Source organism: Celeribacter sp. HF31 (assembly GCF_011806455.1).
Lineage (GTDB): Bacteria > Pseudomonadota > Alphaproteobacteria > Rhodobacterales > Rhodobacteraceae > Celeribacter.
The window spans coordinates 209,871-235,430 of the sequence record NZ_JAATOT010000006.1; the positions used below are offsets into that span (position 1 = coordinate 209,871).

Genomic DNA, 25,560 nt, shown 5'->3' on the forward strand with positions numbered 1-25,560 from the left:
CCTCTCTTAACGCGGGTTCGTCGGCTCGAAGAGCGACGGCGGCAAATCGTAGCCCCACATGCGGAAGCGTTCGGAATAATGGCTCCGCACGCCGGTCGCGGTGAAGTGGCCGATGATTTTATTGTCAGGCGTGAGGCCGGTGCGCTGAAAGCGGAAGACCTCCTGCATCGAAATCACGTCGCCTTCCATGCCGGTCACCTCGGTGATCGACACCATGCGGCGCGAACCGTCCTGCAAACGGGACGCCTGCACGATCAGGTTCACAGCAGAGGAAATCTGAGAGCGCACGGCCTTCAAAGGCATCTCGATCCCGGCCATCGCGATCATGTTTTCCAGACGCGACACACCATCGCGTGCGGAGTTGGCGTGGATCGTGGTCATCGAGCCGTCGTGGCCGGTGTTCATGGCCTGCAGCATGTCGATCACCTCTTCGCCGCGGGTCTCCCCCACGATGATCCGGTCCGGACGCATCCGAAGCGCGTTGCGCAAACAGTCGCGCTGGGTCACCGCGCCCTTGCCCTCGACGTTGGCCGGGCGGCTTTCCATCCGACCGACGTGGGTCTGTTGCAGCTGAAGTTCCGCCGTATCCTCGATCGTGAGGATGCGTTCTGAGTTGTCGATGAAGCTGGAGAGCGCGTTCAGCGTCGTGGTTTTCCCGGAGCCCGTACCGCCCGACACGATCACATTGAGACGGGTCGAGACGGCGGCCTGAAGATAGGCGGCCATTTCCTCGGTGAAGGCGCCAAAGCGCACCAGATCGTCGATCGCGAGCTTTTCTTTTTTGAACTTACGAATGGAGACGAGCGAACCGTCTACCGCGACGGGGGGCACCATGGCGTTGAAACGCGAGCCGTCCTTGAGGCGGGCGTCAACGTAGGGGTTCGATTCATCGACGCGGCGGCCCACGGCGGAAACGATCTTGTCGATGATCCGCAAGAGGTGCTTTTCGTCCTTGAAGGTGATGTCCGACAGTTCGAGTTTACCGTTGCGTTCGACGAAAATCTGTTGCGGGCCGTTGACCAGAATATCGTTGACGCTTTCGTCTTTCAAAAGCGGCTCAAGGGGTCCGAGACCACGCACCTCGTCATAGAGGTCCTGGTTCAGGGTGATGCGTTCATCGCGGTTGAGCACCAGCCCCTGATCGGCCAGAAACTCGGCGGTGATGTCGGAAATCTCGGATCTGAGGTCCTTCTCCGCGGCGGTTTCAAGGGCTGAGAGGTTGAGGTCTTCGAGGAGACGCTTGTGCATCTCCACCTTGATTTCGCTGAGACGCTCCTTGCGGCGGCGTTCCTTGTCCACCGGCGCGGCCTGCGCGGCGCGGCTGGCCGGTTTTTGTACGGGTGCCGCAGTTTTGACGGGTTTTGTCGCCTTGGACTCAGGGGTCGCCTGAGCGCCTTGCGCGGCTGCCGCCGCGACGGGCGCCGCCTTTTGGGTCTCTGATTTCTTATATCGCGAAAACATCTGTCTCTTACCTCATTTGGCCCACCGAGGCGGGACCTTATTGTGCGGCCTCAAGCTGTTCGGTCTGGCGGGCGTGCAAGGAGGCGGCCAGTTTCTGGATCTCCTTGCGCAGCGGGTTTTTCGTGGCCTCAAGCCCCAAGGGCATGCCCTGATCGCAGGCTTCGCGCACCGGGCGTCCGCCGTCGGGGAATTGCACCTCGATGGCAATCTCGAGGTTTTCCGCCATGCGTTTGATCCGTGCTTTGGCCGAGAGGTCCATCCCTTTGGGCGCACGGTTCAACAGGAAGCGCATCTTTTCGAACGGCAGTTCCTCGGCCCGCAGCGCATTGCGCAGGCGCAGGATGTTCTGGGCCGAGCGCAGATCGAGCTCGATGGGCGCGAAATAGAATTCTGCCGCGTTCAGAACGGTCTCGGTCCAGGCCACCAGCGTTGTCGGCATATCGACGATCACATAGTCGAAATGCGCGCGCGCCTTGTCGAGCAGGCGCTCAACATCGACGGGTTCGATGAAATCGAGCGGCAAGACCTCGGTCGGTGCGGTCAGCACCGAAAGCTTGTCGTTGAAATTCATCAAGGCGCCTTTGAACACATCGTCATCCATGCTCTCGGTCGAGGACAGCAATTCATAGACGGCCTCGCGACGCGGGAGATCGAGATAGGTCGAGACGGAGCCGAATTGCAGATTGAGATCGATCAGAAGCACGCGCGGTTGCGGGCCTTTCTTTTCGATCGTGGCCAATTCCCAGGCGAGATTTACGGCAATCGTCGTGGCCCCGGTGCCGCCCGCGATGGAGTGGACAGGAAGGACGATCCCGTTCGCGCCACCGTGTTTCGAGGGAGCCGGGCTCGCGGTGTCGATAAAATCGACCGCCGGCACTTTGCGCGGGGCGTTCAGCCGCTCGATGGCCTCATGCAGCGCCTGTTCCGGGAGCGGGTAGGGGATGAAATCCTCAGCGCCCAATTGCAAAAGCTGGTGCAATGCCATCGGCGAGACCTCATCGGCGATCAGGATCACCTTGATGCCCTGCACCTTGGCCGATTTGATCAGGTCGGCGATCATCGCCAAAAGGCTTTCGTCTTCCTGATCGAGGGCAATGGCCACGAATTTCAGCCCGCCGCTTTCCGGTTGCCGGAAAAATTGCCGCGCATCTTCAAAGGAAAGATCGCCCCAGGCTTCGCCCAGTTCGGTCTCCATATCCTCGATCAAAAGATCGAAATTCTGCACGTCCCGGCTGATCGTACAGGCAACCAGCGGGGCCGGGTCGTTTTGCAATAGAGCTTCACTCGTCATTGCTCAAAGCGTCCTTTTACTCGAACGCCAGGATCAATTGTCTGCCAAGCCTTTGAAAGATAAAGACCCAACCCCATTTCCCCTGGCGCGTCTGCCCGACTCGGACGTCAGACATACTGCTCCCATTGGGGATAAGGTGCCGGGCAACTGGGGCAACAATAGGGCCGAAATCGCGTAATAATTCGCTATTGGGGGACGATATGAACGCGAATGGGGCCAAACCCGTGCAGGTTTGGCCCCATCGTTCATGTCATATGGTGTTTCGAGAAACCGTCTTAATCGCCGGGGTTGATCTCGCGGCTGCCGAAATCGACCAGATCGGACGGCGCCGTGGCGCTTTCGATATATTCGCGGTGAATGATCTCGGCGTAACGGCTGTCCATCACAAGTTGCGAGTTCTCGACGAAGCCAGAGACCTCGGTGACCGTGCGGCGGTTCTTGCGTTCCGGGTCCTGGGTCACGATGAGCGGCTGGGTTTCGCCGTAAGAGACCAGAGCCTCGAGACGCGAACGCGAAATGCCGTTGCGGGCCAGTTCGGAAACGACGGCTTTCGCGCGGCGCAGGCCGAGCGATTTGTTATAGGCGTTGGAGCCGACCAGATCGGTGTGACCGTAGACGCGGAACCGGACCTCTGGGAATTGCGCCATGAAATGCGCCTGTTTGCGGATCGCATCGCGGGCGACGCCATCGAGCACCGCAGAGTTGAATTCGAAATTCACCGTGGCCGGGACCTGCGCGGCAAAGCGTTCGTTCAGGTCGATCACGTAGTTCAGCTGACCGGTTTGAACCAGCGTGTTGTTCATGGTCGCATTGCCGAAGGTGCCGTTGTCGAGATAGCCGCCCGCCTCTTGGAACCAAGAAGAGCCTGCCGGTTGATCGGAGCAAGCGCCAAGTGCGAGAAGGGCCGAGGCGGCGAGGGTCAGTTTCAAAGTTGCCCGCATGTCCTTACTCCATCACATAGCCATAGGACCCGGAGAAGTCCTGTTTCGCAACTTCGGCGGCGCTACCGGATTGCGGCGCGGAGGTGCCGCCGAAGGTTTTGCCAAAGAGGAACAAATCGCTCTCGGTCGGGATTTTGATGCGATCCGTCGGCAGGGCCAGAGCCAAACCGTTGGTCGGCGTCACCAGATGCGGGGTGACGATGATCACCAGCTCGGATTGACGGCGCGAATAATCGGTGGAGCGGAAGAGTGCCCCCAGAACCGGGATGTCACCGAGCCACGGTACCTGACCGATCAGATCCTCGAAATCGTCCTGCAAGAGGCCCGCGATGGCAAAGCTCTGGCCATCGCGCAGTTCCACGGTGGTGGAGGTCTCGCGGCGTTTGAAGGAGTTCAGGGTAAAGCCGCTCACAGAATAGTTTACAGTCGAGTCGACCCCGGAGACGGCAGCGCGCATTTCAAGGTTGATCTGATCGCCATTGATCACGCGCGGCACGAATTCAAGCTCCACACCGAAGGGTTTGTAGTCGATGTAGATGCCGTCATCGTCGGAGACCGGGATCGGATATTCACCACCGGCGAGGAATTTCGCCTGTTGGCCGGAAAGCGCGGTGAGGTTCGGTTCCGCCAGCGTGCGCACCACGCCTTTTTCTTCCATGGCCTCGATCAGAATTTCCAGCTCGGTCCCGCCAAGCGTCAAAGCGCCCAGCGTGCCAGAGCGCACCATGAGCGAGCCTCCACGTTCTGCAATGGCGTCGGCTGAGTTGTCGGCGCTCAGGTAGGTTCCTGTGGTGGCGCGATTGGAGGAGAGGTTCGCGGCAAGGTTTTTCGACACAGAGCGCGACATCTCGGCAAAGCGCACTTTCAGCATCACCTGCTGGGTGCCGCCGATATTCAAAAGGTTGGACACGCGACCCGGAGCATAGCGTTCCGCCAATTCAACCGCGCGTTCCATCATGGTGACGGAGGAAATCACCCCCGACAGCACGATGCCGTCATTGGCGGTGCGCACTTCGATCGGCTCGTTGGGCATGATCTGACGCAGGCGTTCCTTGAACTCGGTCACGTCGGGCGTCACCTGGACCTGCACGTTGGTGATCAGCGAGCCGTCCGGCGCCAAAAGCGTGATCGTCGTCAGACCGGGCGTGCGGCCCAGGACGTAGATCGTGCGATCCGACAGGGTGGAAATATCCGCAATCTCTGCGTTCGCCACCGAGATTTCCGCGAAGGGTTCGTCGCTTTCGACCACCACGGCGCGGTTCATCGGAACGTTGAGAACGCCCGAAGGAGATCCGGTCATAACACGAAGTTTATCTGCAAACGCCCCTTGGGGTGCTGCACCGATAAGGGCACACCCGACGAGGGCCGCCTTGAACATATTCAACATTTTCATGTGATCCTGCCTCTGATCGACCACGCCTCAAGAACGGACTCTGACGGTCCACTTGTTTTCGACCATGCGTTAAATTAACTTTTTTTGCAATAATCAATCTCTTGGGCGCGTTTGGTGATGTGGATAAGTCACAAGACCTAAAGCCCGCGCTTTGGCCAAAATGCCGAAGAATGCCGGCCAAGTCTTTGAAGCGTCCACATAAAAACGACTGCGCCAAACCCGAGGCAGGTTTGGCGCAAACTGTATGACATCAACGTCTGACGGCGATCTCGTCGCTGTTTTTACTCTGTGCAGGGGATCTGGGTCACGATCATCTCGCCGCCCTTGCGGGTGCGGATGGTGCACACTTCCTCGCGCGGGGCCTCGACATATTCCTGTTCGACAATGCCCAAAAGCGTGTTCTTGTCGATCTCGACACCGGCCACGACCGTGTCGTCATCGCGCCCGACCAATGCCAGCGACAGGCGCCCGGTGCTTTGCGCGGTGGCCAGAGCGGCCACCTCGGTCGGCGTCGCCTCGACGGTCACGGTGCGGGCAATCACGTTTGTCTGGCGCTCTTCGTCGGCGGATTGGTCGACGGCGACGAGCGGCATGGAGGACTGGATCAGCTTTGTGGTTTCACTGGCGGCGTTCGGCAGACGGCCGGTCCAGTAGACATCCACACGGTCGCCAGGTCGCAACAGGCCCGACACGCCGGTGGTGACGTCAACACGAATGGCAAAGGCACGCATGCCCTTGGACAGACGGGCCGCGACGCCGGCTTTTTCACCCGGACGTGTCACTTTCGCGCCCATAAGCGGTTCCATTGGCTCAATGGTGCGCAGGGCGGCGCGCAGAACGTCGGTGCCCTCCGGGAAAAGCTGGTCTTCGGTCATGAAGGGCTGGGCGGGGATCGCGTCCACCGGCCAATGCACCTTTTTCACCTTTTCGGGCAGGATCGGATCGCCATAGGTCAGCTGTTCGAGGGCGACGTAAATCTCTTCGGTCTGGACGGAAGAGGAGCGCATGGCTTTCTCACGGTCAAGCTCGGCCTGATATGTCGACAGGTAGCCCCGCGTCATATGAACGGCAAATCCCGCCAATGCGACCCCGATGACGAGGACCAATCCGAAAATGATACGCATAACATTCGTCCCTTAGCTTGCGGCGGACATAGGTCCCCCTCTCGCGATATGCTCTTAACTTTTCAGCCAAATGCGGCATTTCGGTGGTGCCAAAGCGGCGCTCGCGTGAATTTTTGCATTTTCAGCGACAAAACCCTCGAATTGCGCGGGCTGTTCTCGGTCGCTCGATGGGGGCTGATGTGCCCTGCCGCGATTGCAAAAACTGCGCTTGCATGCGCCACGTCCACCAAAGGAAAACCGCGCCTCCCAGTGAAGACGCGGTTTTTGTCTCTTGCGCGCTCGGCCCATGAGGGCCGTGCAGAGATTAGTACTCGATCACGGTACGGGATTTCAGATCGTTGGAGATCGTGTCACCCAGAGCGAGCGTACCTTTTTGAACGGTGGCCAGAACGGCGATGGCGAGGCCGACGACGGCAGAGGTCAGCACAACCCAGTCAACGGTCACGGCGCCGTCTTCGTCACGTTTGAAGCGATTTGCGAGTTTGAAGAATTTCATGAGTTTACTCCGTATTTAGAATTCAGGCGGATCAGTATTCGATCACGGTGCGGGATTTCAGGTCGTTCGAAATGGTGTCGCCGAGTGCGAGCGTACCTTTTTGAACGGTGGCCAGAACGGCGATGGCGAGGCCGACGACGGCAGAGGTCAGCACAACCCAGTCAACGGTCACGGCGCCGTCTTCGTCACGTTTGAAGCGATTTGCGAGTTTGAAGAATTTCATCAGTTTACCCTCCGAGGATATGTTTCAGCTCAGTTTTTCCACGTCTTAGCGTTTGGAGCGTTTGCCGTTTCCCTTGGCTGTGTCGCTCCGTTGCGCTTTCGATGACCCTATATGGCCCCCGAACTGGGGCGAGAGTTGGGCAGCATTGGTACGTTTTTGGAAACGCGAAGAAATGTGAGAGGTTTTTGATTAAGTCTTTGATTTCATGAAATAAAAAATTTTAACTATTTTTTGAGAAAATGCTTTTTTGATGAAAAAACAGTTAATGCAGGCCTTTGATTTATTCAGAATCTCTCCAAATCACTCGCAAAACGCGGTGATTTTTGCGAAACTGGATGCAATACCAGTGAAAAGGCCGATCAACAGGCCCGACATGAGAGCAGTGTCATATGATTCAAAAGTTTCGATCCGGAGCGCTGTCTCCGATTGTTTTCTCTGTGAGTGTCATCGCTCTGGCCGCCGCCGCGCCTTTGCGGGCGCAGGATCAGGGTCAGCAGGTCGCGCCACCCGCAACCGCCGAAGCCGAGGCTCCGCCTCCATGGCCCGAGGTGCGCACCAAACGGATTGGCGTGCCGACAAAAGGCGCGGGCAATCTGATCACTGTGCAAATCCGTCCTGGCCCGAAAACGCTCAAAGCCCCACCGGCCACCAAACCTGCGGCAGATCCCGCGCCACAGGATCTCATGGACTGGTATTGGACCGCAGTGCCGCATGATCTGGCGGGCGCCGAGGCGTCGCGGTTCGGCGCGGCCTTGGCGGCGCTCGATCTCGATACGAAAAAGACGATTCCCTCGCCCTCGTTTCAACATGTGACCGATATGGCCAATCGTTACGGCCCATCGCTCCTGCTCAATTCCATCGGAACACAAGTCAGCCCGGCCTTGGCGCTGGCGGTGATGGCGGTCGAATCCTCGGGCGATGAGGCGGCGCTGAGCGGGGCAGGGGCGCAAGGCCTCATGCAGCTCATCCCGGCAACCGCCGAGCGCTTTGGCGTCGACGCCACGGACCCGGATCAGAACATCAAGGGCGGCATCGCCTATCTCGATTGGCTGTTGAAAGAGTTCAACGGCGATCTGGCGCTGGCGCTTGCGGGCTATAATGCGGGGGAAAACGCGGTGAAATCCGCCGGCGGTCCGCCGCCCTATGCCGAGACGCGTGCCTATGTGCCCAAGGTGTTGGCGGCCTGGCAGGTGACAAAGCGCCTCTGTGTGACCCAGCCGGAGCTTTATTCAGACGGCTGCGTCTTTGCCACCAACGCGGTGCGGGCGTCCAATTGAAAAGGGGCCCAAAGGGGCTCCTGTGGGGCCCCTGATCTCAACAGACGTTCAGATCGACATTTTCTTGAAAATGAATTCCGGGATGTGCCGGATGATCAACATGATGTAGCGCCAGAAAAACGGCGTGTAGATCACGTTCTTTTTCTTCTCGACCGCTCTCAGGATGTCTTTCGCCACCGCATCGGGCGAGGCGACGAGGAACATCCCTTCGATGCCCCAGGTCATCGCCGTATCGACAAAGCCGGGTTTCACGGTCACTACATGGCCGCCCGCGCGCGTCAGACGATTGCGCAGCCCCGACAGGTAGGTCGCAAACCCCGCCTTGGCCGAACCGTAGACATAATTTCCGATCCGGCCACGATCCCCGGCGACCGATCCGACGCCCACAACGGTGCCCTGGCCGCGCGCTTCCATATGGGGCGCGAGCATCGACAGGAAGGTCGCCGGACCGATATGGCTGTCCTGCACCACGCCGTCGATCAGAGAGGGCTCGGCATTGATCGCGGATTGCTCCGGCATGGAGCCGACAAAGACGGCGCAGTTGAGTGCGCCCTCGTTCAGGATCGCGCGCTCGACGATGGGACCGAACGTGGCGTTGTCACGCGCATCGAAGCGCATCGCAAGAGCTTCGCTTGCGCCGCGCGCTTTGCAATCTTCGGCGGAGGCCGCGAGGTCCTCCATATCACGCCCGCAAAGGATCAGCATCGCGCCCTCTTTCGCCAGCCGACGCGCCATGGCACGCGCCATCGAAGAGGTTGCGCCGAGGATGATCCAGGTCTGTGCTGTCTGTGTCATCTCAACTCTCCTTTGCGCTTTCACGCAGGTTCAGACGCCGCACCAGATCGGTCATCATGGCGCCCTCCGGATCGGCTTTTTCCACTGCGCGTTGCCATTTGTCCTGTTCGGGATACATGCCCGCCACCTGGGTCGCTTCGGCCACGCCATCCTTGGCAAAGTAAATCCGCCCGCCCGCGTCCTGCGCCATATCGGTCAGCTCTTTGATCAGCTCTTCTGCGCCATCCTTGTTCGGGAAATCGACGGCCAGCGTGTAACCCTCCATCGGAAAGGACATGTACCCGCCACGGCCCGCGCCCATCTTTTTGAGCACCGCCAGAGGCGAGGCGAGATGTGACGCGCCGATTTTCTCCAGCATCCCCCGCAACACATCAACGCGCTCCGGTGGCACCACGCATTGAAACTGGTTGAACCCGCGTTTGCCGTAGAGCCGGTTCCAGTCGTGGATCGCATCGAGCGGAAAGAACGGCTCGGTGATCGGTTTGACAGAGGTGCGGCCTTTGGCGGGCACGCGGCGGAAATACAGCTCGTTGAACACCCGCACCACCGGCGCCGACAGGGCCCAGCCGGGGGCGTTGAACGGCACCGCCTTGGCGCCCTCCTTGCTGGTGTTGATGCCGGAGGTGATTTCACCTTCCTCCAGAATCCCTCGGCCCAGATGCGCGCCGGTCGCCGTCGCATCGATCCAGCCGACGGTGTAATCCGTCTTGCTCTCGTCAAAGGCCACGAGGAATTCATCCAGATTGTCGATCCGCCGCTCGGTCAGCACCATCATGTCGCCTTTGCAGGGCATGAGTTGCAGCTTTGCCTTGGCGATCACTCCGGTCTGGCCGAGGCCGCCGACGGTGGCTTTCCAGATCGCGCCGCTCTTGGGCGTGATGGTTTTCACCTCGGCCCCCTGCACCAAAGTGATCGCGGTCACATGCTGGCCAAAGGAGCCTTTCACATGGTGGTTCTTGCCATGCACGTCATTGGCGATACAGCCGCCGACCGTGGCAAAGCCCGTGCCGGGCATCACCGGCGGAATCCATCCCTTGGCGGCAAAGGCGCGGCCCAAATCCCCGATCGGTATCCCGGCCTCGACCTCGACAATACCGGTCTCAGGATCGAAAGACACCACGCGGTCCAGCCGGGTCATGTCATAGGCGCGACCGCCGTCATTCAATGCGACATCGCCATAAGAGCGCCGCATCCCAAAGGCAGGCGCGGCGAAATTGGCAAGGTCGCGCAACAAAGAAGATTGGCGTTCCGGGCGGGCGACCTGGCCCGTGGCGCTGCGCGCCCGACCCCAACCGGCGTAAGTAACTGTGTTCCAGGTCATCGGAAATCCTGTGGATGACGGTGTCTGCTCTGACCTTTTCTAAGAGACAGGCCTTGTGATTGCTCGGAGGTTTAAAAAACAATTGGGGCGACAATATGATGCTGTTTCTGTTTTTTAAACAATCGACATGAAAAACGCGGCCCATCTCTGAGCCGCGTTCTGTCTTCATTGCAGTGAAAATACTCAGGCAGGCGGTCAGCCCACAATCGTCGCCTCGGTCGCGGCGCGAAGCTCCTCTTCCGTGACGCCATCGGCCAGTTCGACGATCTTGAGACCGCCCTCGACCACATCCAGAACACCCAGATTGGTGATCACCCGATCCACCACGCCCTGACCCGTCAAGGGCAGGGTGCAGGCCTTCAAAAGCTTCGACTCGCCATGTTTGTTGGTGTGATCCATCACCACCACCACACGCCCCACGCCCGCGACCAGATCCATCGCGCCGCCCATGCCTTTCACCAGCTTGCCGGGGATCATCCAGTTCGCCAGATCGCCCTTCTCGTCGACCTCCATCGCGCCGAGGATCGCCATCGCGATCTTGCCGCCACGGATCATGCCAAAGCTGAACGCGCTGTCGAAATAGGCGGTGTTGGGCAGCTCCGTGATGGTCTGTTTGCCTGCGTTGATCAGGTCCGGGTCCTCCTCGCCCTCATAGGGAAACGGGCCCATGCCGAGCATGCCGTTCTCCGACTGAAGCGTCACGGAAACGCCCTCCGGGATAAAGTTCGGCACGAGCGTCGGGATGCCGATCCCGAGGTTCACATAGGTGCCGTCTTCCAGCTCCTGCGCCGCGCGTGCGGCCATTTGATTGCGGTCCCAGCCTGTGCTTTTCTCGGCCATTGTTATGTCTCCTCCTTTGCCGAACGTCTGTTCGGTCATCCTGTCATTTGCTGTTGGGTCGAGAGGGCATCGCCCTCCGGTGTCAGTCCAAGACGGTGCTCTGCGATGGCGCAGAACACCTGCCATCCGTAGTCTGAATTCATATGCCGATGATCCACCTGACCTTCGGGCGCGGTGAGGTCGGTGCCGGGGCGCGCGTAACGGTCTTGCGTCATGAATTGCCCGGCGCGCGTCTCGTGCGGTTGCAGGAACACATCGAGGCCCGCCGCTTGCATCCGCTCCGAGATGATCTCTTCATAGCGCGCCATCCAGCGGTCCGCGAAGCTGCGCAGCGACAGGGCGGTCAGGCCGTATTCGTGCTTCGGCCCCGGCGCCGTCGAACGCGCCAGAGGGTAGGGCGCGGGCAGGATGCAATAGCGGTCATCCGCACCGAAGCGGCCTCGGATATGATCCACGCGCGATTGCACCATGCCTGTCAAAAAGGCCGTGAGCGCGGCGCTGGACATCGGTGCGCGCCCGCTGCGCTCGTCCTCCTCAAGCACATCGTGAAAGGCCATGAGCCGCATCACATGGTTCAACGTGAAGCGTTCGCCCACTTGAATGATCAGGGAAAAAGGAGCGAAATCAATTTCTTGCCGGTCCATCCAGGGCAGCTGCCGCGCGCTGATGTCCGCCATGCGCAGGATGCCATCCTCGAACAGGGCCGCGCTGAACACTCGTCCCGGCATGCCGAAATAGCTGACCTCAAGACCGGGGTAGCCCGTCTTGATCCTCTCGCGCGCCATGTAAAACGCGCCTGTGTGGGAGGTGCCGACGATCAGAACCTTTTGTGTGAGACCCTTGTCCGACATGCCCGTCATGACCGCGCCGCCTCGATCAGGGCCTCTTCGCAGACCAGATCATCGTCTTCGTCCTCCTCCTCCGGCAAAGGCGTGTTGGCGGCACGATAGGCCTCGCCCTGCGGGTCATGGGCCTGAAAGAACATGCGCATGGCGGCGGCGACGCCCTCGTCGGTGACGGAGCGCAGGTTCTCCTTGTAGAACCGCCCGCGTGCCGCCGGGTTGGTGATCAGCTCATAGGAGGGAAAATAATCGACATCGCCATAGCTGTCCGCCATCTCTCCGGCGGCTGCGCGCAAGACGGCCTTGGAGGAGGCGGTGGAGACCAGGACATGTTTGCCCGACGCGGTGGCGGTCAGGGGGACCGGCGAAACCGTCAAAACCATCCTGATCCCGGGGCGAAGCAGCACCAGAAGTGTCCGCAGCTGTTCAAGGTCCTCGCGCACCTCGGGCAGGGTAAAGTTGTGAAACTCATAGATGCCGGGATCATAGGACCCCGCCAAGGTGCCGGGAGCGGTCGGGTACACCGTGCCGCTGTCGCGATGGCGCCAGACCTCGGTCAGGCCCAGGGTGAACACAAAGACCTCCGCGCCTTTGATGGCCCTGAGCATCCGCCGCAGATGCACCCGGCGGGCCTGTCGCACATGCTCCGGGCGCTCTAGCCCCTCGGGTTCGACATTGGGGCGCTGGGCGTCGACATAGCGCGCACCAAGCGACCAGACGGGCTCCGCCGGGGTGACGTCACCCAGAGCCTCGCGCAGAAGCTGAAGCATCTGGCGCGGGGTGTAGATATTGCCATAGCGCGCGGAGTACATCCCGTAGCCGAAGCGGGTGAGCACTTCGCGCGGGATCGGTCCTTTCGGCGTTTCCATGTCGATGACGGCCCAGTCGCGGGCCACCAGAGCGCGGTGGACGTGCTGGGCGAAACAACTGCCCGCGGTCATGATTTTCGTCTCGCGGGTGATCGGAAATTTCGGCAGGTACAGCCCCTCGACCGCCGAAGGCTCTGCTTCGGCGACACCGCTCCGCCAAAAGGCGGAGGCTGGGAGGGTATCATAGGGGCTGACCAAGATCGTTTCGCGTTTATGCTGCGGGACGGGGCCGCGTGGTGCGCTGTTCGATGCGCTTTTCATGCTCGCCCTGAATCAGGCGATGCACGTAGACCCCCGGCATGTGGATGTGGTCCGGGTCGAGCGCGCCGGTGGGCACAATCTCTTCGACTTCCATAATGCAGATCTTGCCGCACATCGCCGCCGGCGGATTGAAGTTGCGCGCGGTCTTGCGGAAGATCGCATTGCCGGTTTCGTCGGCTTTCCAGGCTTTCACGATGGAAATATCGGCGAAAATACCTTCTTCCATGATGTAAGTCTCACCGCCAAACTCTTTGTGGTCCTTGCCCTCGGCGATGACCGTTCCGACGCCCGTTTTGGTGTAGAACCCCGGAATGCCCGCGCCGCCTGCGCGCATGCGTTCGGCCAGCGTGCCCTGCGGGTTGAATTCCAACTCCAGCTCGCCGGCGAGATACTGGCGCATGAATTCCGCGTTTTCGCCCACATAGGACGACATCATTTTCTTGATCTGGCGGGTTTCCAACAGCTTGCCGAGGCCAAAGCCATCGACGCCTGCGTTGTTGGAAGCCACGGTCAGATCCTTGACCCCGCTTTCGACAATCGCGTCGATCAAAAGCTCGGGGATGCCACAAAGGCCAAACCCGCCCGCGGCGATCAGCATGCCGTCCTGCAAAATTCCGTCGAGCGCCTCTTTGGCCGACCCGTACACCTTACTCATCTTCGTCCTCCCGTGAATGGCGTTTGCCTGATTAACCGGGTTCTGGCGGAGGGAGTCAATTCTTTGCTGCACTGCAACAGTTGGGTTTCCATTTTGAGAACGTATAAGGTCAGATGCGGTGAGGCATAATAATTTATTATTTTTGTCGGGCTTGATTGTCCGGCGGCGCACATCATATTCACCATTAAGAATATGAATGCTGCACAAAGGACACCCCATGCAATTTTTCCCCGCTTCAAGCCGCCCAGGAAGCCCGGATGTCGCCGCCTTTTACGAAGAGGCCAGCGGTTCCTGGCAATATGTCGTCATCGACCCGGCCACGAAATCGGCGGCGATCATCGACCCGGTGCTGGATTTCGACCCGGCCTCCGGTGCCACATGGACCAAAAGCGCCGACGAGATCGCCAGCTATGTGACCGAGCAAGGGCTGAATGTCGTCTGGGTGCTCGACACGCATCCCCATGCCGACCATTTCTCCGCTGCGCCCTATCTTGCGGAACGATTTAAGGCGCCGCAGGCCATCGGCAAAAAGGTTCTCGAGGTGCAAAACATCTGGGCCGATCTTTACGCCGATGACAGCCTCAAAAACCGCCCCGATTATTGGCAGCGCTTGTTCGAACCGGGCGACACATTCGGCATTGGCGCTCTGACGGCACAGGTCCTCCTCTCGACCGGCCACACGTTGGCTTCGGTGTCTTATGTGATCGGGGACGCCGTGTTCGCCCATGACACCTTCATGGTGCCCGACAGCGGCACCTCGCGCGCCGACTTCCCGGGCGGTTCGTCCGCCGAACTGTGGGACAGTTTGCAGACCATTCTCGCCATGCCGGAAGACACCCGCATCTTTGTCGGGCATGACTACAAGAAAGGCGGGCGGGAAGAGGCCTCTATGGCCACGGTGGCCGAACACAAGGCCTCGAACATTCATGTGAAGGACGGGGTTTCGAAAGCGGAATTCATCGAAACCCGCGATGCGCGTGACGCGACCCTGCCTTTGCCGGGGAGGATGCTTTACGCGCTTCAGGTCAACATCCGGGGCGGGCGTCTGCCGGAGCCGGATGACAAGGGCCGCGCGGTGTTTTCCATTCCGGTCAACCGGTTCGAGCCAAAGCTCTGAAATGAAAAGGGCGCCTCGCGGGGCGCCCTTTTGTCATTCTCTCGCTTATTCGGCGGCTTTCTTTTTCGCCGGAGCTTTCTTTGCGGCCGGTTTCTTGGCCGCCGCTTTCTTCGGTGCCGCCTTTTTCTTGGCGGGGGCCTTTTTGCCACTCTTCGCCGCCTTCTCCGCGATCAGCTCGACCGCCTGATCCATGGTCAGGTCTTCGGGCTTGACGTCTTTCGGCAGCGTCGCGTTGACCTTTTCCCATTTCACATAGGGGCCATAGCGGCCTTCCATCACCTGCACCGGCCCGCCATCGGGGTGATCGCCCAGCTCTTTGAGCGGTTTCGCCGCCGCAGAGCGCCCGCGTCCCGGGTTGTTGCGCTTTTCGGTGATCAGCTCGACCGCGCGGTTCATGCCGCATTCGAACACGTCGTTCGGGTCCTTGAGATTGGCGTAGACCGGCTTTGCCTCATCCGGCAGCTGGTGCATGAGGTATGGCCCGAAACGGCCAAAGTTGGCCTTGATCGTGCCGCCCTCCGGATGTTCGCCGATCTCGCGGGGCAGGGACAACAGCGTGAGCGCTTTGGCGAGGTCCATGTCATCCTTCGACCAGCCTTTCGGCAGGGACGCCCGCGGCGGTTTCTTGTTCTCCGGCGTCGGTTCCCCGCGCTGGACATAGGGGCCAAAGCGCCCGGCCTTGAGCCAGATCTCATCGCCCGCATCCTCGCCCAAAAGCCGCTCGTCGCCCTCGGCGCCTTCGCCCGCGATCGGTCGCGTGTAGGTGCACTCGGGGTAGTTCGAACAGCCGACAAAACCGCCGGTGCGCGAGGTTTTCAGGTGCAATTGACCTTGTCCGCATTTCGGACAGACGCGCGGATCAGACCCGTCTTCGCGCGGCGGATAAAGCTGCGGTGCCAAGGCATCGTCAAGAATATCAAGCACTTCGGAGATGCGCAGATCGGAGGTTTCGGCAATCGCCGCGTGGAAATCGCGCCAGAATTTCGCCAGCACCTCTTTGTAATCGAGATCGCCCGCCGAGATTTCGTCGAGTTCTTCCTCCAGGTTGGCGGTGAACTCATAACCCACATATTTGCGGAAGAAATTCATCAGGAAAATCGTGACGATCCGGCCCTTGTCTTCCGGGATCAGGCGGTTCTGTTCCTTGCGGACATATTCGCGGTCCACGATGGTCGAAAGCACAGACGCATAGGTGGACGGACGCCCGATGCCGAGCTCTTCCATTCGCTTCACCAAAGTCGCTTCGGTGTAGCGCGGCGGCGGGTTGGTGTGGTGTTGAAGGCCCAGAACGGCGTCTTCTGCCCCCAACACGGCCTCTTTCTCCGCCGCTTCGGCTTTCAATGCGCCCGCGACTTTTTTCAGGGCCTCGCCCTGCATGATCTGCGGCAGGCGGCCTTCGTCATCCTCGTCCACATCGTCGCGGCCTTCGGTGTAGACGGCCATGAAGCCGTCGAACACCACGACTTGCCCCGTGGCGCGCAGCACGACTTCGTGGTCGTCAGAGGTGATGTCCACCGTGGTGCGTTCGAGTTTCGCGCCTTCCATCTGGCACGCAATCGTGCGTTTCCAGATCAGGTCGTAGAGCTTGCGCTGGTCGCTATCCGTCAGGTTCACCTTGTCGGGGGCGGCGAACATATCCGTCGGGCGGATACATTCGTGGGCTTCCTGGGCGTTCTTGGCTTTGTTCTTGTAGATGCGCGGCGAGGAGGGCACATATTTGTCGCCATAGCGCTCCTTGATCGCGTCGCGCGCCTGGGTCACGGCTTCGGGGGCCATGTCGATGCCGTCGGTCCGCATATAGGTGATCAGACCCGCCTCATAGAGCCGCTGCGCCGCGTTCATCGTCTGGCGCGCGCCCATGCCGAATTTGCGGCTGGCCTCTTGCTGAAGGGTCGAGGTCATGAAGGGTGCCGACGGGTTGCGGGAGCCGGGTTTGGCCTCCACAGAGGCAACTTTGAGCGCCCGCGAGGACACGGCCTGCACGGCCATTTCGGCGCTCATGCGGTCTTTCAGGTCGAATTTGTCGAGCTTTTTGCCGGACAATTGCGTGAGGCGGGCTTCGAAATTCTGCCCGCGCGGGGTCTCGAGCATCGCTTTGACGGACCAATATTCCTGCGGATTGAAGGCCTCGATCTCCTGTTCGCGCTCCACGATCAGACGCAGGCAGACCGATTGCACGCGGCCCGCCGAACGCGCGCCCGGCAGTTTGCGCCAGAGCACCGGCGACAGGTTGAATCCCACGAGATAGTCCAACGCACGACGTGCCAGATAGGCATCGACCAGCGGCACATCGACCTGACGCGGGTGTTTCATCGCCTCCAAAATGGCGGGTTTCGTGATCGCATTGAAGGTCACCCGCGACACGGCGGTCGATTTCTTGATCGCCCGGCGTTTGGTCAGCGCCTCCTGCAAATGCCATGAAATCGCCTCGCCTTCGCGATCGGGGTCGGTCGCGAGGATCAATTCGTCATCGTCCTTGAGCGCATCCGCGATGGCCTTGACGTGTTTGCGACTGTCCGCACCGATCTCCCAGGTCATGTCGAAATCATTGTCCGGATCGACCGAGCCATCTTTCGGCGGAAGGTCGCGGACGTGCCCGTAGGACGCCAGCACCGTGTAATCCTTGCCAAGGTATTTGTTGATCGTTTTGGCCTTGGCGGGGGATTCGACAACAACAACTGGCATGGCGGTCCTTAAGATTCTCGGATGACTGGGGCTTATGGCGGCGGAAAATGGGGGCAGGCTATGAGAAATGTCAATGCACTGTACTGATTATTGTTCCCATGAGCCGGGGTTTTCGAAAGAGTTGCGATGAATTGTCCTGATGTCCCATGGTTCGGAGTTTCACATGCGTGCCCTCTTTCTCTTTGTCGTTTTGTCCTTTGTTTTGCCTGCCTCGGTGTTGGCCCAAAGCTGGCATGAACCGAAACGCGGCAGTCTTGAGCGTGGCCAGATCATGAATGCGCTGCGCCCCGTGATCGAATGGCGGCTGGGCGCGCCGGTGGAGTTTGTGGTCTATGAGCTACGCTCCACGGGAGCACAGGCCTTTGCCAGCGTCGCACCGCAGCGCCCGGGCGGCACGCAGATCGACATCCGCGAGGCGCCCATCGTGCGCTATTGGGGCGATGATGCCTCTTATTACGAAGACGTCGGCGGCATTGACGTGATCGCCTTTCTGGTCCGCGAGGGTGATCAGTGGGCCGTGGTGGATCACAGTATTGGCGCGACGGATGTCTGGTTCGCGAGCGAACCCTACTGCACCGTGTTTTCGGAGCTTTTGTTCGATTATTGTCCGCTGGACTGAGTGCATCCCTTATCCGAGTGCCAGCATCCCGCCGGGTTTGCGGGCGATGCGGCCATCCAGTTCCAGGTTGAGGATTTCCGCGCTGGCGCGATCCGCCGTGACGCCGAGATCGCGGATCAGGTCGTCTTCGGGCAAGGGTGCCCCGGCAAGACGGGCGAGAATCTCGGTGTGAAGAGCTGCGTGATCGGCGAGGCTGCGCACCTCGGCGGGGGCCTCAGGCACGGGGATGGCGTCCTTTGGCGTTTCCATTGCGGTCTGCGCCAGGGGCGATGCGGCGGCCAGCGTGTCCATGACATCGCGCGCGCCGCGAATGAGCGTGGCCCCGTCGCGCAGCAGGATATTGCAGCCCGCAGAGCGCGCATCAAAGGGATGTCCCGGCACCGCCATCACCTCGCGCCCCTGATCGAGTGCATTGCCTGCGGTCAACAAAGAGCCGGAGCGCGCGGCGGCCTCGATCACGATGGTGGCGCGCGACAGGCCAGAGACGATGCGGTTGCGCATGGGGAAATGCCGGGCGAAGGGCTTCATCCCAAAGGGTTGTTCGGAGATCAACAGACCGCTCTCGGCAATGCTGTGATAAAGTTCGGTGTTCTCTGCCGGGTAAATCTCATCGAGACCACCTGCGAGCACGGCGAGGGTGCCGGTCTCCAAAGCGGCCTCGTGCGCAGTGGCGTCGATGCCGCGGGCGAGGCCAGAGGCGATGGCAAAGCCTTCTTCGCCCAATTCACGCGCCAGAGTGCGGGTGAAGCGATGCCCCAGAGACGACGCATTGCGCGCGCCGACCACGGCCAATGTGGGACGTTCGAACAGCGACAGATCGCCCTTGACCCAGATCGCGGGCGGAGCGTCGTCGATGAGCGCCAAAAGGGGCGGATAGTCGGGATCGGAGCGCAGGATCAGCCGTGCGCCATGCTTGCGGCCTGCGCGCAACTCGGCGTCGATCACGCCCTGAGGGCAAATCTGATACTCGGAAACACCGGCCTGACGGGCGATCTCGGGCAGGGCCTCAAGAGCCGTCTGCGCATCGCCATGTTCACTCAATAGCCGGTAAAAGGTGCTGACGCCAACGCGTCTGGAGCGCAAGAGCCGGAGCCAATTGGCCCTATCTTCCACGGTGTGGGGTGGGGTGAGGGGGTGGTGGGAAGGGATGAACTCCAATGAACCAACTCTCTCCGTCTCTTGCCCCTTCAACATCGCGCAAAATGGTTAACGAGGCGTTACCACATGTCGGAAAGATTGGATTTTAGCCAAGTGAGAGGTGATTTTTTGCCGAAATATTTACCAGCCATGCGTCCTTTTCGGCAAAAGCGGCCCGAAGATGTACATCTCGGGCCGCTTTGTTCATAAAGGTTAACGCGCTTTTTGGGGTGAGAGGGTCTCAGGCGGAATCGCAAATTGCAGCCCTCAGGCCACAGAGTCCTCAGGCCGCAGAACCGCCAACCGTCAGTCCACCGATCAGCAAGGTCGGCTGTCCCACACCCACCGGAACCCATTGCCCCTGTTTGCCGCAATTGCCGACACCCGGATCGAGCGCCATATCGTTGCCGACCGCGCGGATCTGTTTCATCGCGGTGGCCCCATCGCCAATCAGCGTGGCGCCTTTCACCGGCGCGCCGACGCGGCCATTCTCGACGCGGTAGGCTTCGGTGCAGTTGAAGACGAATTTGCCGTTGGTGATGTCGACCTGCCCGCCGGAAAAGCCCACGGCATAAATCCCGTCCTTCATATCGGCGATGATCTCGTCCGGGGCCGCATCGCCACCCAACATATAAGTGTTGGTCATGCGCGGCATTGGCGCGTGGGCGTAGCTTTCGCGCCGCCCGTTGCCGGTGGGCGTGACGCCCATCAGCCGCGCGTTTTGGCGGTCCTGCATGTAGCCGACGAGAATGCCGTCTTCGATCAATGTGGTTTTCTCCGAAGGTGTGCCCTCGTCATCCACGGAAATCGACCCGCGCCGATCCGGGATCGTACCGTCGTCCAACACGGTGACGCCTTTGGCGGCGACCTGCTGGCCCATGAGGCCGGCGAAGGCGGAGGTTTTCTTGCGGTTGAAATCGCCCTCAAGCCCGTGGCCCACGGCTTCGTGCAGCAACACGCCCGGCCAGCCCGGCCCAAGCGCGACATCCATGACGCCCGCAGGCGCAGGCACGGCCTCAAGGTTCACGGCGGCGATGCGCAGCGCTTCGCGCGCCACGCCCTGCCAATGATCGGGGGTAATCAGGCCGGTGAGGCCAAACCGACCGCCGCCTCCCGCGGAGCCGCTTTCGCGGCGGCCGTTCTGTTCGACGATGACCGCAATCGACAGCCGCGCCATGGGGCGGATGTCGGAGGTCAGCCCGCCTTCGGGGCGCAGGATATAGACTTCTTGGTGAGAGGCGGCCAGCGAGGCGGTGACCTGAACCACACGGGAATCGAGGCCGCGCAGGTAGTCGTCGATCTCTTTCAGCGTGTCGATCTTGACGTCGAAGGCCGCGCCTTCGAGCGGGTTCTCGTCGGTATAGAGATGCACATTGGTGGCGCGTGGCGCGTCCGCGAGCGTACCGCCGCCATCGCCGACGGCCAGACGCGCGGTCTCGGCGGCGCGGCGGATGGCCTGTTCGGAAATCTCGGTCGAATGGGCGTAACCCGCCGTCTCGCCACGTACGGCGCGCAGGCCGAATCCTTCGGAGGCGTCATAAGAGGCGGTGCGAATCCGCCCGTCATCGAGCACGAGGCCCTCGGAGGTGCGGCGTTCCAGGAAAAGTTCGCCGTCATCGGCGCCGGCCACGGCCTCGCGCAGAATCGCAAGGGAACTTTCCAATTCGATCGCATTTGTAAACGGGTCAAAACGTCTCGAATTCACGGATTTTCTCCCTTTGGACTTGATCTAGATCAAAAAAGTGGCTCAAACAGATGGGGAATTCTTGTCCCATCACGCCTAATATGGTTTTTGGTAGGGCAGACTCAAATGAAAATGCACCCGGAAGACCGGGGCAGCCGTCGGGGAGCCAACCCTGATTGCAACCTAGGGAAGAGACAATGCGCACAAAATCTGTCTGGACCGCTCGGGCGGCCACTCTTTTTGCAACTATGTCCGGGGCTTTGAGCGCCGCGACGGGCGCCTGGGCGCAGGACGGCGAGCTTTTGGGCGCGCCCGAGCCCGGCAAGATGGGCTTTCAGGCGCCAGCAACCGAGCTTGCCCGCGACCTTCAGGGGCTCGATCACATGCTTTTGGTGATCATCACGGTGATCGTGGCCTTCGTGGCGGCGCTCATCCTCTGGGTGATCGTGCGCTACAACCGTCGTGTCAACAAGACGCCGGCGACGTTTACGCATAACACGCCCATCGAAGTGGCCTGGACCATCGTTCCGATCCTGATCCTCGTGGTCATCGGGGCGTTCTCGCTTCCGGTGCTGTTCAAGCAACAGGAAATCCCGGATGGCGATATCTACATCAAGGTCACGGGCTACCAGTGGTTCTGGGGCTATGAATATGTCGATGAGGGCATCGCCTTTGACAGCTATCTGATCGGCCACCCGGCGACGATGACCGATGAAGATTACGACGCGGGCGGGCGCAACTACGTGCTGAACGACGCGATGCGCGCCAAATTGGTCAAGGCGGGCTATTCCGAGGATCAGTTCCTTCTGGCCACCGACACCAAGGTCGTCGTGCCCGTCGGTAAGACGATTGTGATGGGGGTGACCGGCGCGGACGTGATCCACAGCTGGACAATCCCGGCCTTTGGCGTGAAACAGGATGCCGTTCCGGGCCGTGTGGCCGAGCTTTGGTTCAAGGCGGAGAAAACCGGCACCTTCTTTGGTCAATGTTCGGAACTTTGTGGCAAGGACCACGCCTATATGCCGATCACCGTGCAGGTGGTGGAGCAGGACGTCTATGATGCCTGGCTTCTGGAAGCGAAAGAGCTTTATGCCGCCAACGAGACGGCACCGAGCACGATCCGACTGGCCTCTGCCGACTAATTTCGGGTGAGGGCGGATCAACCGCCCCGCCTTTCTTTGCCCACGCACACAACAAACGGCCCCCCATCAAGAGACAAAATGTCCGTTTGGGGGGCATATGCATAACTGGAAGTGACGCGATGACTGACGCGACGATTATTTTGGATGACAACCATGAAGCGGGCTTTGGCGATTATTTCGCCCTGTTGAAGCCGCGCGTCATGTCTCTCGTCGTCTTCACCGCTTTTGCGGGTCTGATCGTGGCGCCGGGTGGCATTCATCCCTTCCTTGGCTTCTTCGCCATTCTTTGTATCGCCATCGGCGGCGGCGCCTCGGGCGCGCTGAACATGTGGTATGACAGCGACATCGATATGGTGATGAAACGCACCAAGTCGCGCCCGATCCCGGCGGGGAAAGTCACCCGTGGCGAGGCGCTCGGGCTTGGTCTGACGCTGTCGGCCTTTTCCGTCGTGATGCTCTATCTGGCGACCAATTGGGTCGCGGCGGCTCTTCTGGCCTTCACGATCTTCTTCTATGCGGTGGTCTACACCATGTGGCTGAAACGCGCGACGCCGCAGAACATCGTCATCGGCGGGGCCTCTGGCGCGCTGCCTCCGATGATCGGTTGGGCGGCCGTGACCGGCGACATCACCCTGTCTTCGGTGTTGATGTTCATGCTGATCTTCATGTGGACGCCGCCGCATTTCTGGTCGCTGGCGCTGTTCATGAACGCCGATTACGACAAAGCGAAGGTGCCGATGCTGACCGTGACCCACGGCAAGCGGTCGACCCGCAACCACATCCTCGTCTATACGATCCTTTTGGCCGGTTTCGCCGCCGCGATGTTCGCAACACCTCTGGCGGGCTGGTGCTATCTGGTCGTCGCCGTGGTGATGAATGCCGCCTTCCTGCGCGGCGCCGTGGTGCTTTGGAAGCGCAATGAGGACGAGGCAGAGGCCGACAATTACAAGGCCGAGCGCGCGTTTTTTAAACTGTCGCTGGCCTATACCTTCCTGCATTTCATGGCGCTGATGGCGGACAAGGCGCTCTTTGCCTATGGCATTGGAGGCCCGTTCTAAGATGGCGATCACAAAACTTCATGACATGCACACGCGCCGCCGCTCCCGCAATGTGGGGCTTGGGCTGGCGTTGGGCGCCTTTGTGGTGCTTTTGCTTGGCCTGACCGTGGTCAAGGTGACCGTTCTCGACCCGTCGATCGCGGCGCAGGAGGCGGGATACTGATGGCCGGACGCAGCCCGAAAAAGACCGTGTTGCAACTCGTGGGGGTCGTGGTCCTCATGGGCGGTCTGGCTTGGGCGTCGGTGCCGTTTTACAGCTGGTTCTGCGCGGTGACGGGCTTTGGCGGCACCACGAACGTGGCTGTGGGTGCCTCGGACACCATTCTGGACGAGACCATCAAGATCCGTTTTGACGCCAACACCGATCAGTCGATGCCATGGGAGTTCAAACCCGTGGAAAACACGATGGAGGTTCGGATCGGCGAGACGGGGCTTGCGTTCTACGAGGCCTATAACCCGACGGATCGCACCATCGCAGGCACGGCGTCCTACAATGTCGCGCCCTTCGAGGCCGGCGGCTTTTTCACCAAGATCGACTGTTTCTGTTTCACCGAACAGGTGCTGAAACCGGGGGAGCGCGTGTTGATGCCCGTGACTTTCTATGTCGATCCCGAGATCACCACCGACAGGGATGCGAAATATATCCATCGCATCACCCTGTCGTATACATTCCATGAAACAGACCTGCCCGAAGATTATGCCGCTTTGGAGGCGGGCACATCTTCGGACACGAGTTTGAACTAAGCCCGAACGGGCAACCAAGGGAGAGGGACGCACACTATGGCGCATGAAAAGAACCACGATTACCACATCCTTCCGCCATCGCCCTGGCCGCTGATGGCCGCGGTCGGCGCCTTTATCATGCTGTTCGGCGCCGTGATGTGGATGGCCAACGACAATCCGTTCATCTTCCTGATCGGTTTCGTCGGTGTGCTTTACGTGATGTGGAGCTGGTGGTCGGACACGATCAAGGAGAACAAGGCGGGCGATCACACGCCGGTGGTGCGGATCGGCCTGCGCTATGGCTTCATCATGTTCATCATGTCCGAGGTGATGTTCTTTGCCGCCTGGTTCTGGGCGTTCTTCAAGAACACGCTTTACCCGATGTACACCTATGCGGGCACGGAATATGTGAAGCCCGAGATCATTCCGGTCGACGCGTTCCACCTGCCGCTGATCAACACGCTGATCCTTCTGTGCTCCGGCGCCGCTGTGACTTGGGCACACCATGCACTGGTCCACGGCAATATCCGCAAGGACCTGATCGCCGGTCTCGCCATTGGTGTCGGCTTTGGCGCGGTGTTCACGCTGTTTCAGGCCTATGAGTATTACGAGCTGGTCGTGCATGAAGGCTGGACCTTCGGTGGCGATTTCTTCTACGGCTCCTTCTTTATGGCGACGGGGTTCCATGGCTTCCATGTTATCATCGGCACGATCTTCCTGACCATTTGTCTCGTGCGCTCGATCAAGGGCGACTTTACCCCGGACGATCACATCGGGTTTGAGGCGGCGGCCTGGTACTGGCACTTCGTGGATGTCGTCTGGCTCTTCCTGTTTGTGGTGGTTTATATCTGGGGGCAATGAGCTCTGAGTATTTTCACTGCAATGAAGACAAGAGGGGGCGCTTTGGCGCCCTTTCGTTTGGAGGCTCCATGCTCAAACGAATGATTTTTCCCATCGTGATCGGGGTCCTGGGCTGCGGGGTGCTGATCTGGCTGGGCACATGGCAGCTCCAGCGCCTTGCGTGGAAAGAGGGTGTTCTGGCTGAGATCCGCGCGGAGATCGGCGCCGATCCGGTGCCTCTGCCCGCGGCGATTGATCCGTCGATGAAATACATGCCGGTGACCGCGACGGGGGAGATTGGGGGCGAAGAGCTTCATGTGCTTGTCTCGCGCAAACAGATCGGCGCGGGCTATCTGATCATCGCGCCTTTGACGTTGACGGACGGGCGGCGGGTGTTGCTCGATCGTGGGTTTGTGCGGGACATGGAAAAGGATGAGGAGCGTGCGGGAGGTCAGGTCACGGTGGTCGGCAATTTGCATTGGCCGGATGATATGAACAGCTCCACGCCTGCGCCCGATGTGGGGCGCAACATCTGGTTCGGGCGCGACATTCCGGCGATGGCCGAGGCTCTCGACACAGAGCCCGTGCTGATCGTGGCCCGCGACAGCACAGGCGTTGGCATAGAGCCGATGCCGGTGGGCATCGAGGGCATCCCGAACGACCATCTGGAGTACGCAATCACATGGTTTTCGCTTTGTCTTGTCTGGTTTGGGATGACTCTTTTTCTTCTGTGGCGTATCAGGGCGCGAACGGACTAAAGAGCAGA

The 25,560-nt window shown here is 60.3% G+C and carries 25 protein-coding genes; 9 read left to right on the forward strand and 16 right to left on the reverse strand.

Going from position 1 to position 25,560, the window contains the following annotated elements; translation table 11 throughout:
• Window positions 1-6: 6 nt before the first annotated feature.
• The 7 genes from HCZ23_RS14505 to HCZ23_RS14535 all read right to left on the reverse strand — a co-directional run bounded on the left by HCZ23_RS14505 (window position 7) and on the right by HCZ23_RS14535 (window position 6,929).
• The gene (locus HCZ23_RS14505; RefSeq protein WP_167602458.1) at window positions 7-1,461 is read right to left on the reverse strand and encodes a CpaF family protein; all 1,455 of its coding nucleotides are present in this window, start codon (window positions 1,459-1,461) and stop codon (window positions 7-9) included.
• A 37-nt stretch (window positions 1,462-1,498) separates the two neighbouring features.
• Window positions 1,499-2,752 (reverse strand): AAA family ATPase, encoded by a 1,254-nt coding sequence (locus tag HCZ23_RS14510; protein WP_167602459.1) that lies wholly within the window; start codon window positions 2,750-2,752, stop codon window positions 1,499-1,501.
• A 275-nt stretch (window positions 2,753-3,027) separates the two neighbouring features.
• Window positions 3,028-3,693, reverse strand: coding sequence for an OmpA family protein (locus tag HCZ23_RS14515; RefSeq protein ID WP_167602460.1), 666 nt, complete (start codon window positions 3,691-3,693; stop codon window positions 3,028-3,030).
• Between the two features lie 4 nt (window positions 3,694-3,697).
• Complete coding sequence (locus HCZ23_RS14520) at window positions 3,698-5,086, reverse strand: type II and III secretion system protein family protein (protein ID WP_167602461.1); 1,389 nt, start codon at window positions 5,084-5,086, stop codon at window positions 3,698-3,700.
• A 281-nt stretch (window positions 5,087-5,367) separates the two neighbouring features.
• Window positions 5,368-6,210 carry a Flp pilus assembly protein CpaB gene (gene cpaB / locus HCZ23_RS14525; protein ID WP_167602462.1) on the reverse strand — a complete coding sequence of 281 codons (843 nt, stop codon included), beginning with the start codon at window positions 6,208-6,210 and terminating at the stop codon, window positions 5,368-5,370.
• Window positions 6,211-6,514: 304 nt separating this feature from the next.
• On the reverse strand, window positions 6,515-6,706 hold the full coding sequence (locus tag HCZ23_RS14530) for a Flp family type IVb pilin (protein WP_167602463.1): 192 nt from the start codon (window positions 6,704-6,706) through the stop codon (window positions 6,515-6,517).
• A 31-nt stretch (window positions 6,707-6,737) separates the two neighbouring features.
• A complete protein-coding gene (locus HCZ23_RS14535; RefSeq protein WP_167602463.1) occupies window positions 6,738-6,929 on the reverse strand; it encodes a Flp family type IVb pilin in 192 nt (63 codons plus the stop codon).
• A 437-nt stretch (window positions 6,930-7,366) separates the two neighbouring features.
• Here HCZ23_RS14535 and HCZ23_RS14540 point away from each other — a divergent pair, with 437 nt between their 5' ends.
• The gene (locus tag HCZ23_RS14540) at window positions 7,367-8,206 is read left to right on the forward strand and encodes a lytic transglycosylase domain-containing protein (RefSeq protein WP_368487357.1); all 840 of its coding nucleotides are present in this window, start codon (window positions 7,367-7,369) and stop codon (window positions 8,204-8,206) included.
• 48 nt (window positions 8,207-8,254) lie between these two features.
• Here HCZ23_RS14540 and HCZ23_RS14545 read toward each other — a convergent pair whose 3' ends face one another.
• From HCZ23_RS14545 to HCZ23_RS14570, 6 genes are all read right to left on the reverse strand, one after another.
• Window positions 8,255-9,001, reverse strand: a complete 747-nt coding sequence (locus HCZ23_RS14545; RefSeq protein ID WP_167602465.1) for an SDR family oxidoreductase — start codon at window positions 8,999-9,001, stop codon at window positions 8,255-8,257.
• A gap of 1 nt (window position 9,002) precedes the next feature.
• Window positions 9,003-10,322: an FAD-binding oxidoreductase gene (locus HCZ23_RS14550; RefSeq protein ID WP_167602466.1), complete on the reverse strand. Its 1,320-nt coding sequence runs from the start codon at window positions 10,320-10,322 to the stop codon at window positions 9,003-9,005.
• 195 nt (window positions 10,323-10,517) lie between these two features.
• Window positions 10,518-11,162 carry a CoA transferase subunit B gene (locus HCZ23_RS14555; protein ID WP_167602467.1) on the reverse strand — a complete coding sequence of 215 codons (645 nt, stop codon included), beginning with the start codon at window positions 11,160-11,162 and terminating at the stop codon, window positions 10,518-10,520.
• Window positions 11,163-11,197: 35 nt separating this feature from the next.
• Window positions 11,198-12,022 (reverse strand): hypothetical protein, encoded by an 825-nt coding sequence (locus HCZ23_RS14560; protein ID WP_167602468.1) that lies wholly within the window; start codon window positions 12,020-12,022, stop codon window positions 11,198-11,200.
• A complete protein-coding gene (locus tag HCZ23_RS14565; RefSeq protein WP_167602469.1) occupies window positions 12,019-13,071 on the reverse strand; it encodes a GSCFA domain-containing protein in 1,053 nt (350 codons plus the stop codon). The genes HCZ23_RS14560 and HCZ23_RS14565 overlap by 4 nt, the downstream gene beginning before the upstream one ends.
• Window positions 13,072-13,084: 13 nt before the next feature.
• A complete protein-coding gene (locus HCZ23_RS14570; protein WP_167602470.1) occupies window positions 13,085-13,789 on the reverse strand; it encodes a CoA transferase subunit A in 705 nt (234 codons plus the stop codon).
• Window positions 13,790-14,006: 217 nt separating this feature from the next.
• Between HCZ23_RS14570 and HCZ23_RS14575 the strand changes: the two genes are divergently transcribed.
• On the forward strand, window positions 14,007-14,906 hold the full coding sequence (locus HCZ23_RS14575; protein ID WP_167602471.1) for an MBL fold metallo-hydrolase: 900 nt from the start codon (window positions 14,007-14,009) through the stop codon (window positions 14,904-14,906).
• Window positions 14,907-14,951: 45 nt separating this feature from the next.
• Here the strand turns inward: HCZ23_RS14575 and topA are convergent, their stop codons facing one another.
• A complete protein-coding gene (topA, locus tag HCZ23_RS14580) occupies window positions 14,952-17,591 on the reverse strand; it encodes a type I DNA topoisomerase (protein WP_167602472.1) in 2,640 nt (879 codons plus the stop codon).
• A 139-nt stretch (window positions 17,592-17,730) separates the two neighbouring features.
• Here topA and HCZ23_RS14585 point away from each other — a divergent pair, with 139 nt between their 5' ends.
• Window positions 17,731-18,210: a hypothetical protein gene (locus HCZ23_RS14585; RefSeq protein ID WP_167602473.1), complete on the forward strand. Its 480-nt coding sequence runs from the start codon at window positions 17,731-17,733 to the stop codon at window positions 18,208-18,210.
• A 9-nt stretch (window positions 18,211-18,219) separates the two neighbouring features.
• Here HCZ23_RS14585 and dprA read toward each other — a convergent pair whose 3' ends face one another.
• Together dprA and tldD are read right to left on the reverse strand one after the other, a co-directional pair.
• On the reverse strand, window positions 18,220-19,404 hold the full coding sequence (gene dprA, locus HCZ23_RS14590) for a DNA-processing protein DprA (protein WP_167602474.1): 1,185 nt from the start codon (window positions 19,402-19,404) through the stop codon (window positions 18,220-18,222).
• Between the two features lie 226 nt (window positions 19,405-19,630).
• Window positions 19,631-21,052 (reverse strand): metalloprotease TldD, encoded by a 1,422-nt coding sequence (tldD, locus tag HCZ23_RS14595; protein ID WP_167602475.1) that lies wholly within the window; start codon window positions 21,050-21,052, stop codon window positions 19,631-19,633.
• Between the two features lie 227 nt (window positions 21,053-21,279).
• On the opposite strand from tldD, the gene coxB reads away from it, so the two are divergent.
• The 6 genes from coxB (at window position 21,280) to HCZ23_RS14625 (ending at window position 25,552) form a co-directional block, all read left to right on the forward strand.
• Entirely contained in the window at window positions 21,280-22,173 is an 894-nt protein-coding gene (gene coxB, locus HCZ23_RS14600) for a cytochrome c oxidase subunit II (RefSeq protein WP_254870324.1), read from the forward strand.
• A gap of 119 nt (window positions 22,174-22,292) precedes the next feature.
• Window positions 22,293-23,231, forward strand: a complete 939-nt coding sequence (cyoE, locus tag HCZ23_RS14605; RefSeq protein WP_167602477.1) for a heme o synthase — start codon at window positions 22,293-22,295, stop codon at window positions 23,229-23,231.
• Window positions 23,232-23,256: 25 nt separating this feature from the next.
• Window positions 23,257-23,394 carry a hypothetical protein gene (locus HCZ23_RS14610; protein WP_167602259.1) on the forward strand — a complete coding sequence of 46 codons (138 nt, stop codon included), beginning with the start codon at window positions 23,257-23,259 and terminating at the stop codon, window positions 23,392-23,394.
• Complete coding sequence (locus HCZ23_RS14615) at window positions 23,394-23,975, forward strand: cytochrome c oxidase assembly protein (protein ID WP_167602478.1); 582 nt, start codon at window positions 23,394-23,396, stop codon at window positions 23,973-23,975. The genes HCZ23_RS14610 and HCZ23_RS14615 overlap by 1 nt, the downstream gene beginning before the upstream one ends.
• Window positions 23,976-24,011: 36 nt before the next feature.
• Window positions 24,012-24,815, forward strand: coding sequence for a cytochrome c oxidase subunit 3 (locus HCZ23_RS14620; protein WP_167602479.1), 804 nt, complete (start codon window positions 24,012-24,014; stop codon window positions 24,813-24,815).
• A 68-nt stretch (window positions 24,816-24,883) separates the two neighbouring features.
• On the forward strand, window positions 24,884-25,552 hold the full coding sequence (locus HCZ23_RS14625; protein ID WP_167602480.1) for an SURF1 family protein: 669 nt from the start codon (window positions 24,884-24,886) through the stop codon (window positions 25,550-25,552).
• The last annotated feature ends 8 nt before the right edge of the window (window positions 25,553-25,560 follow it).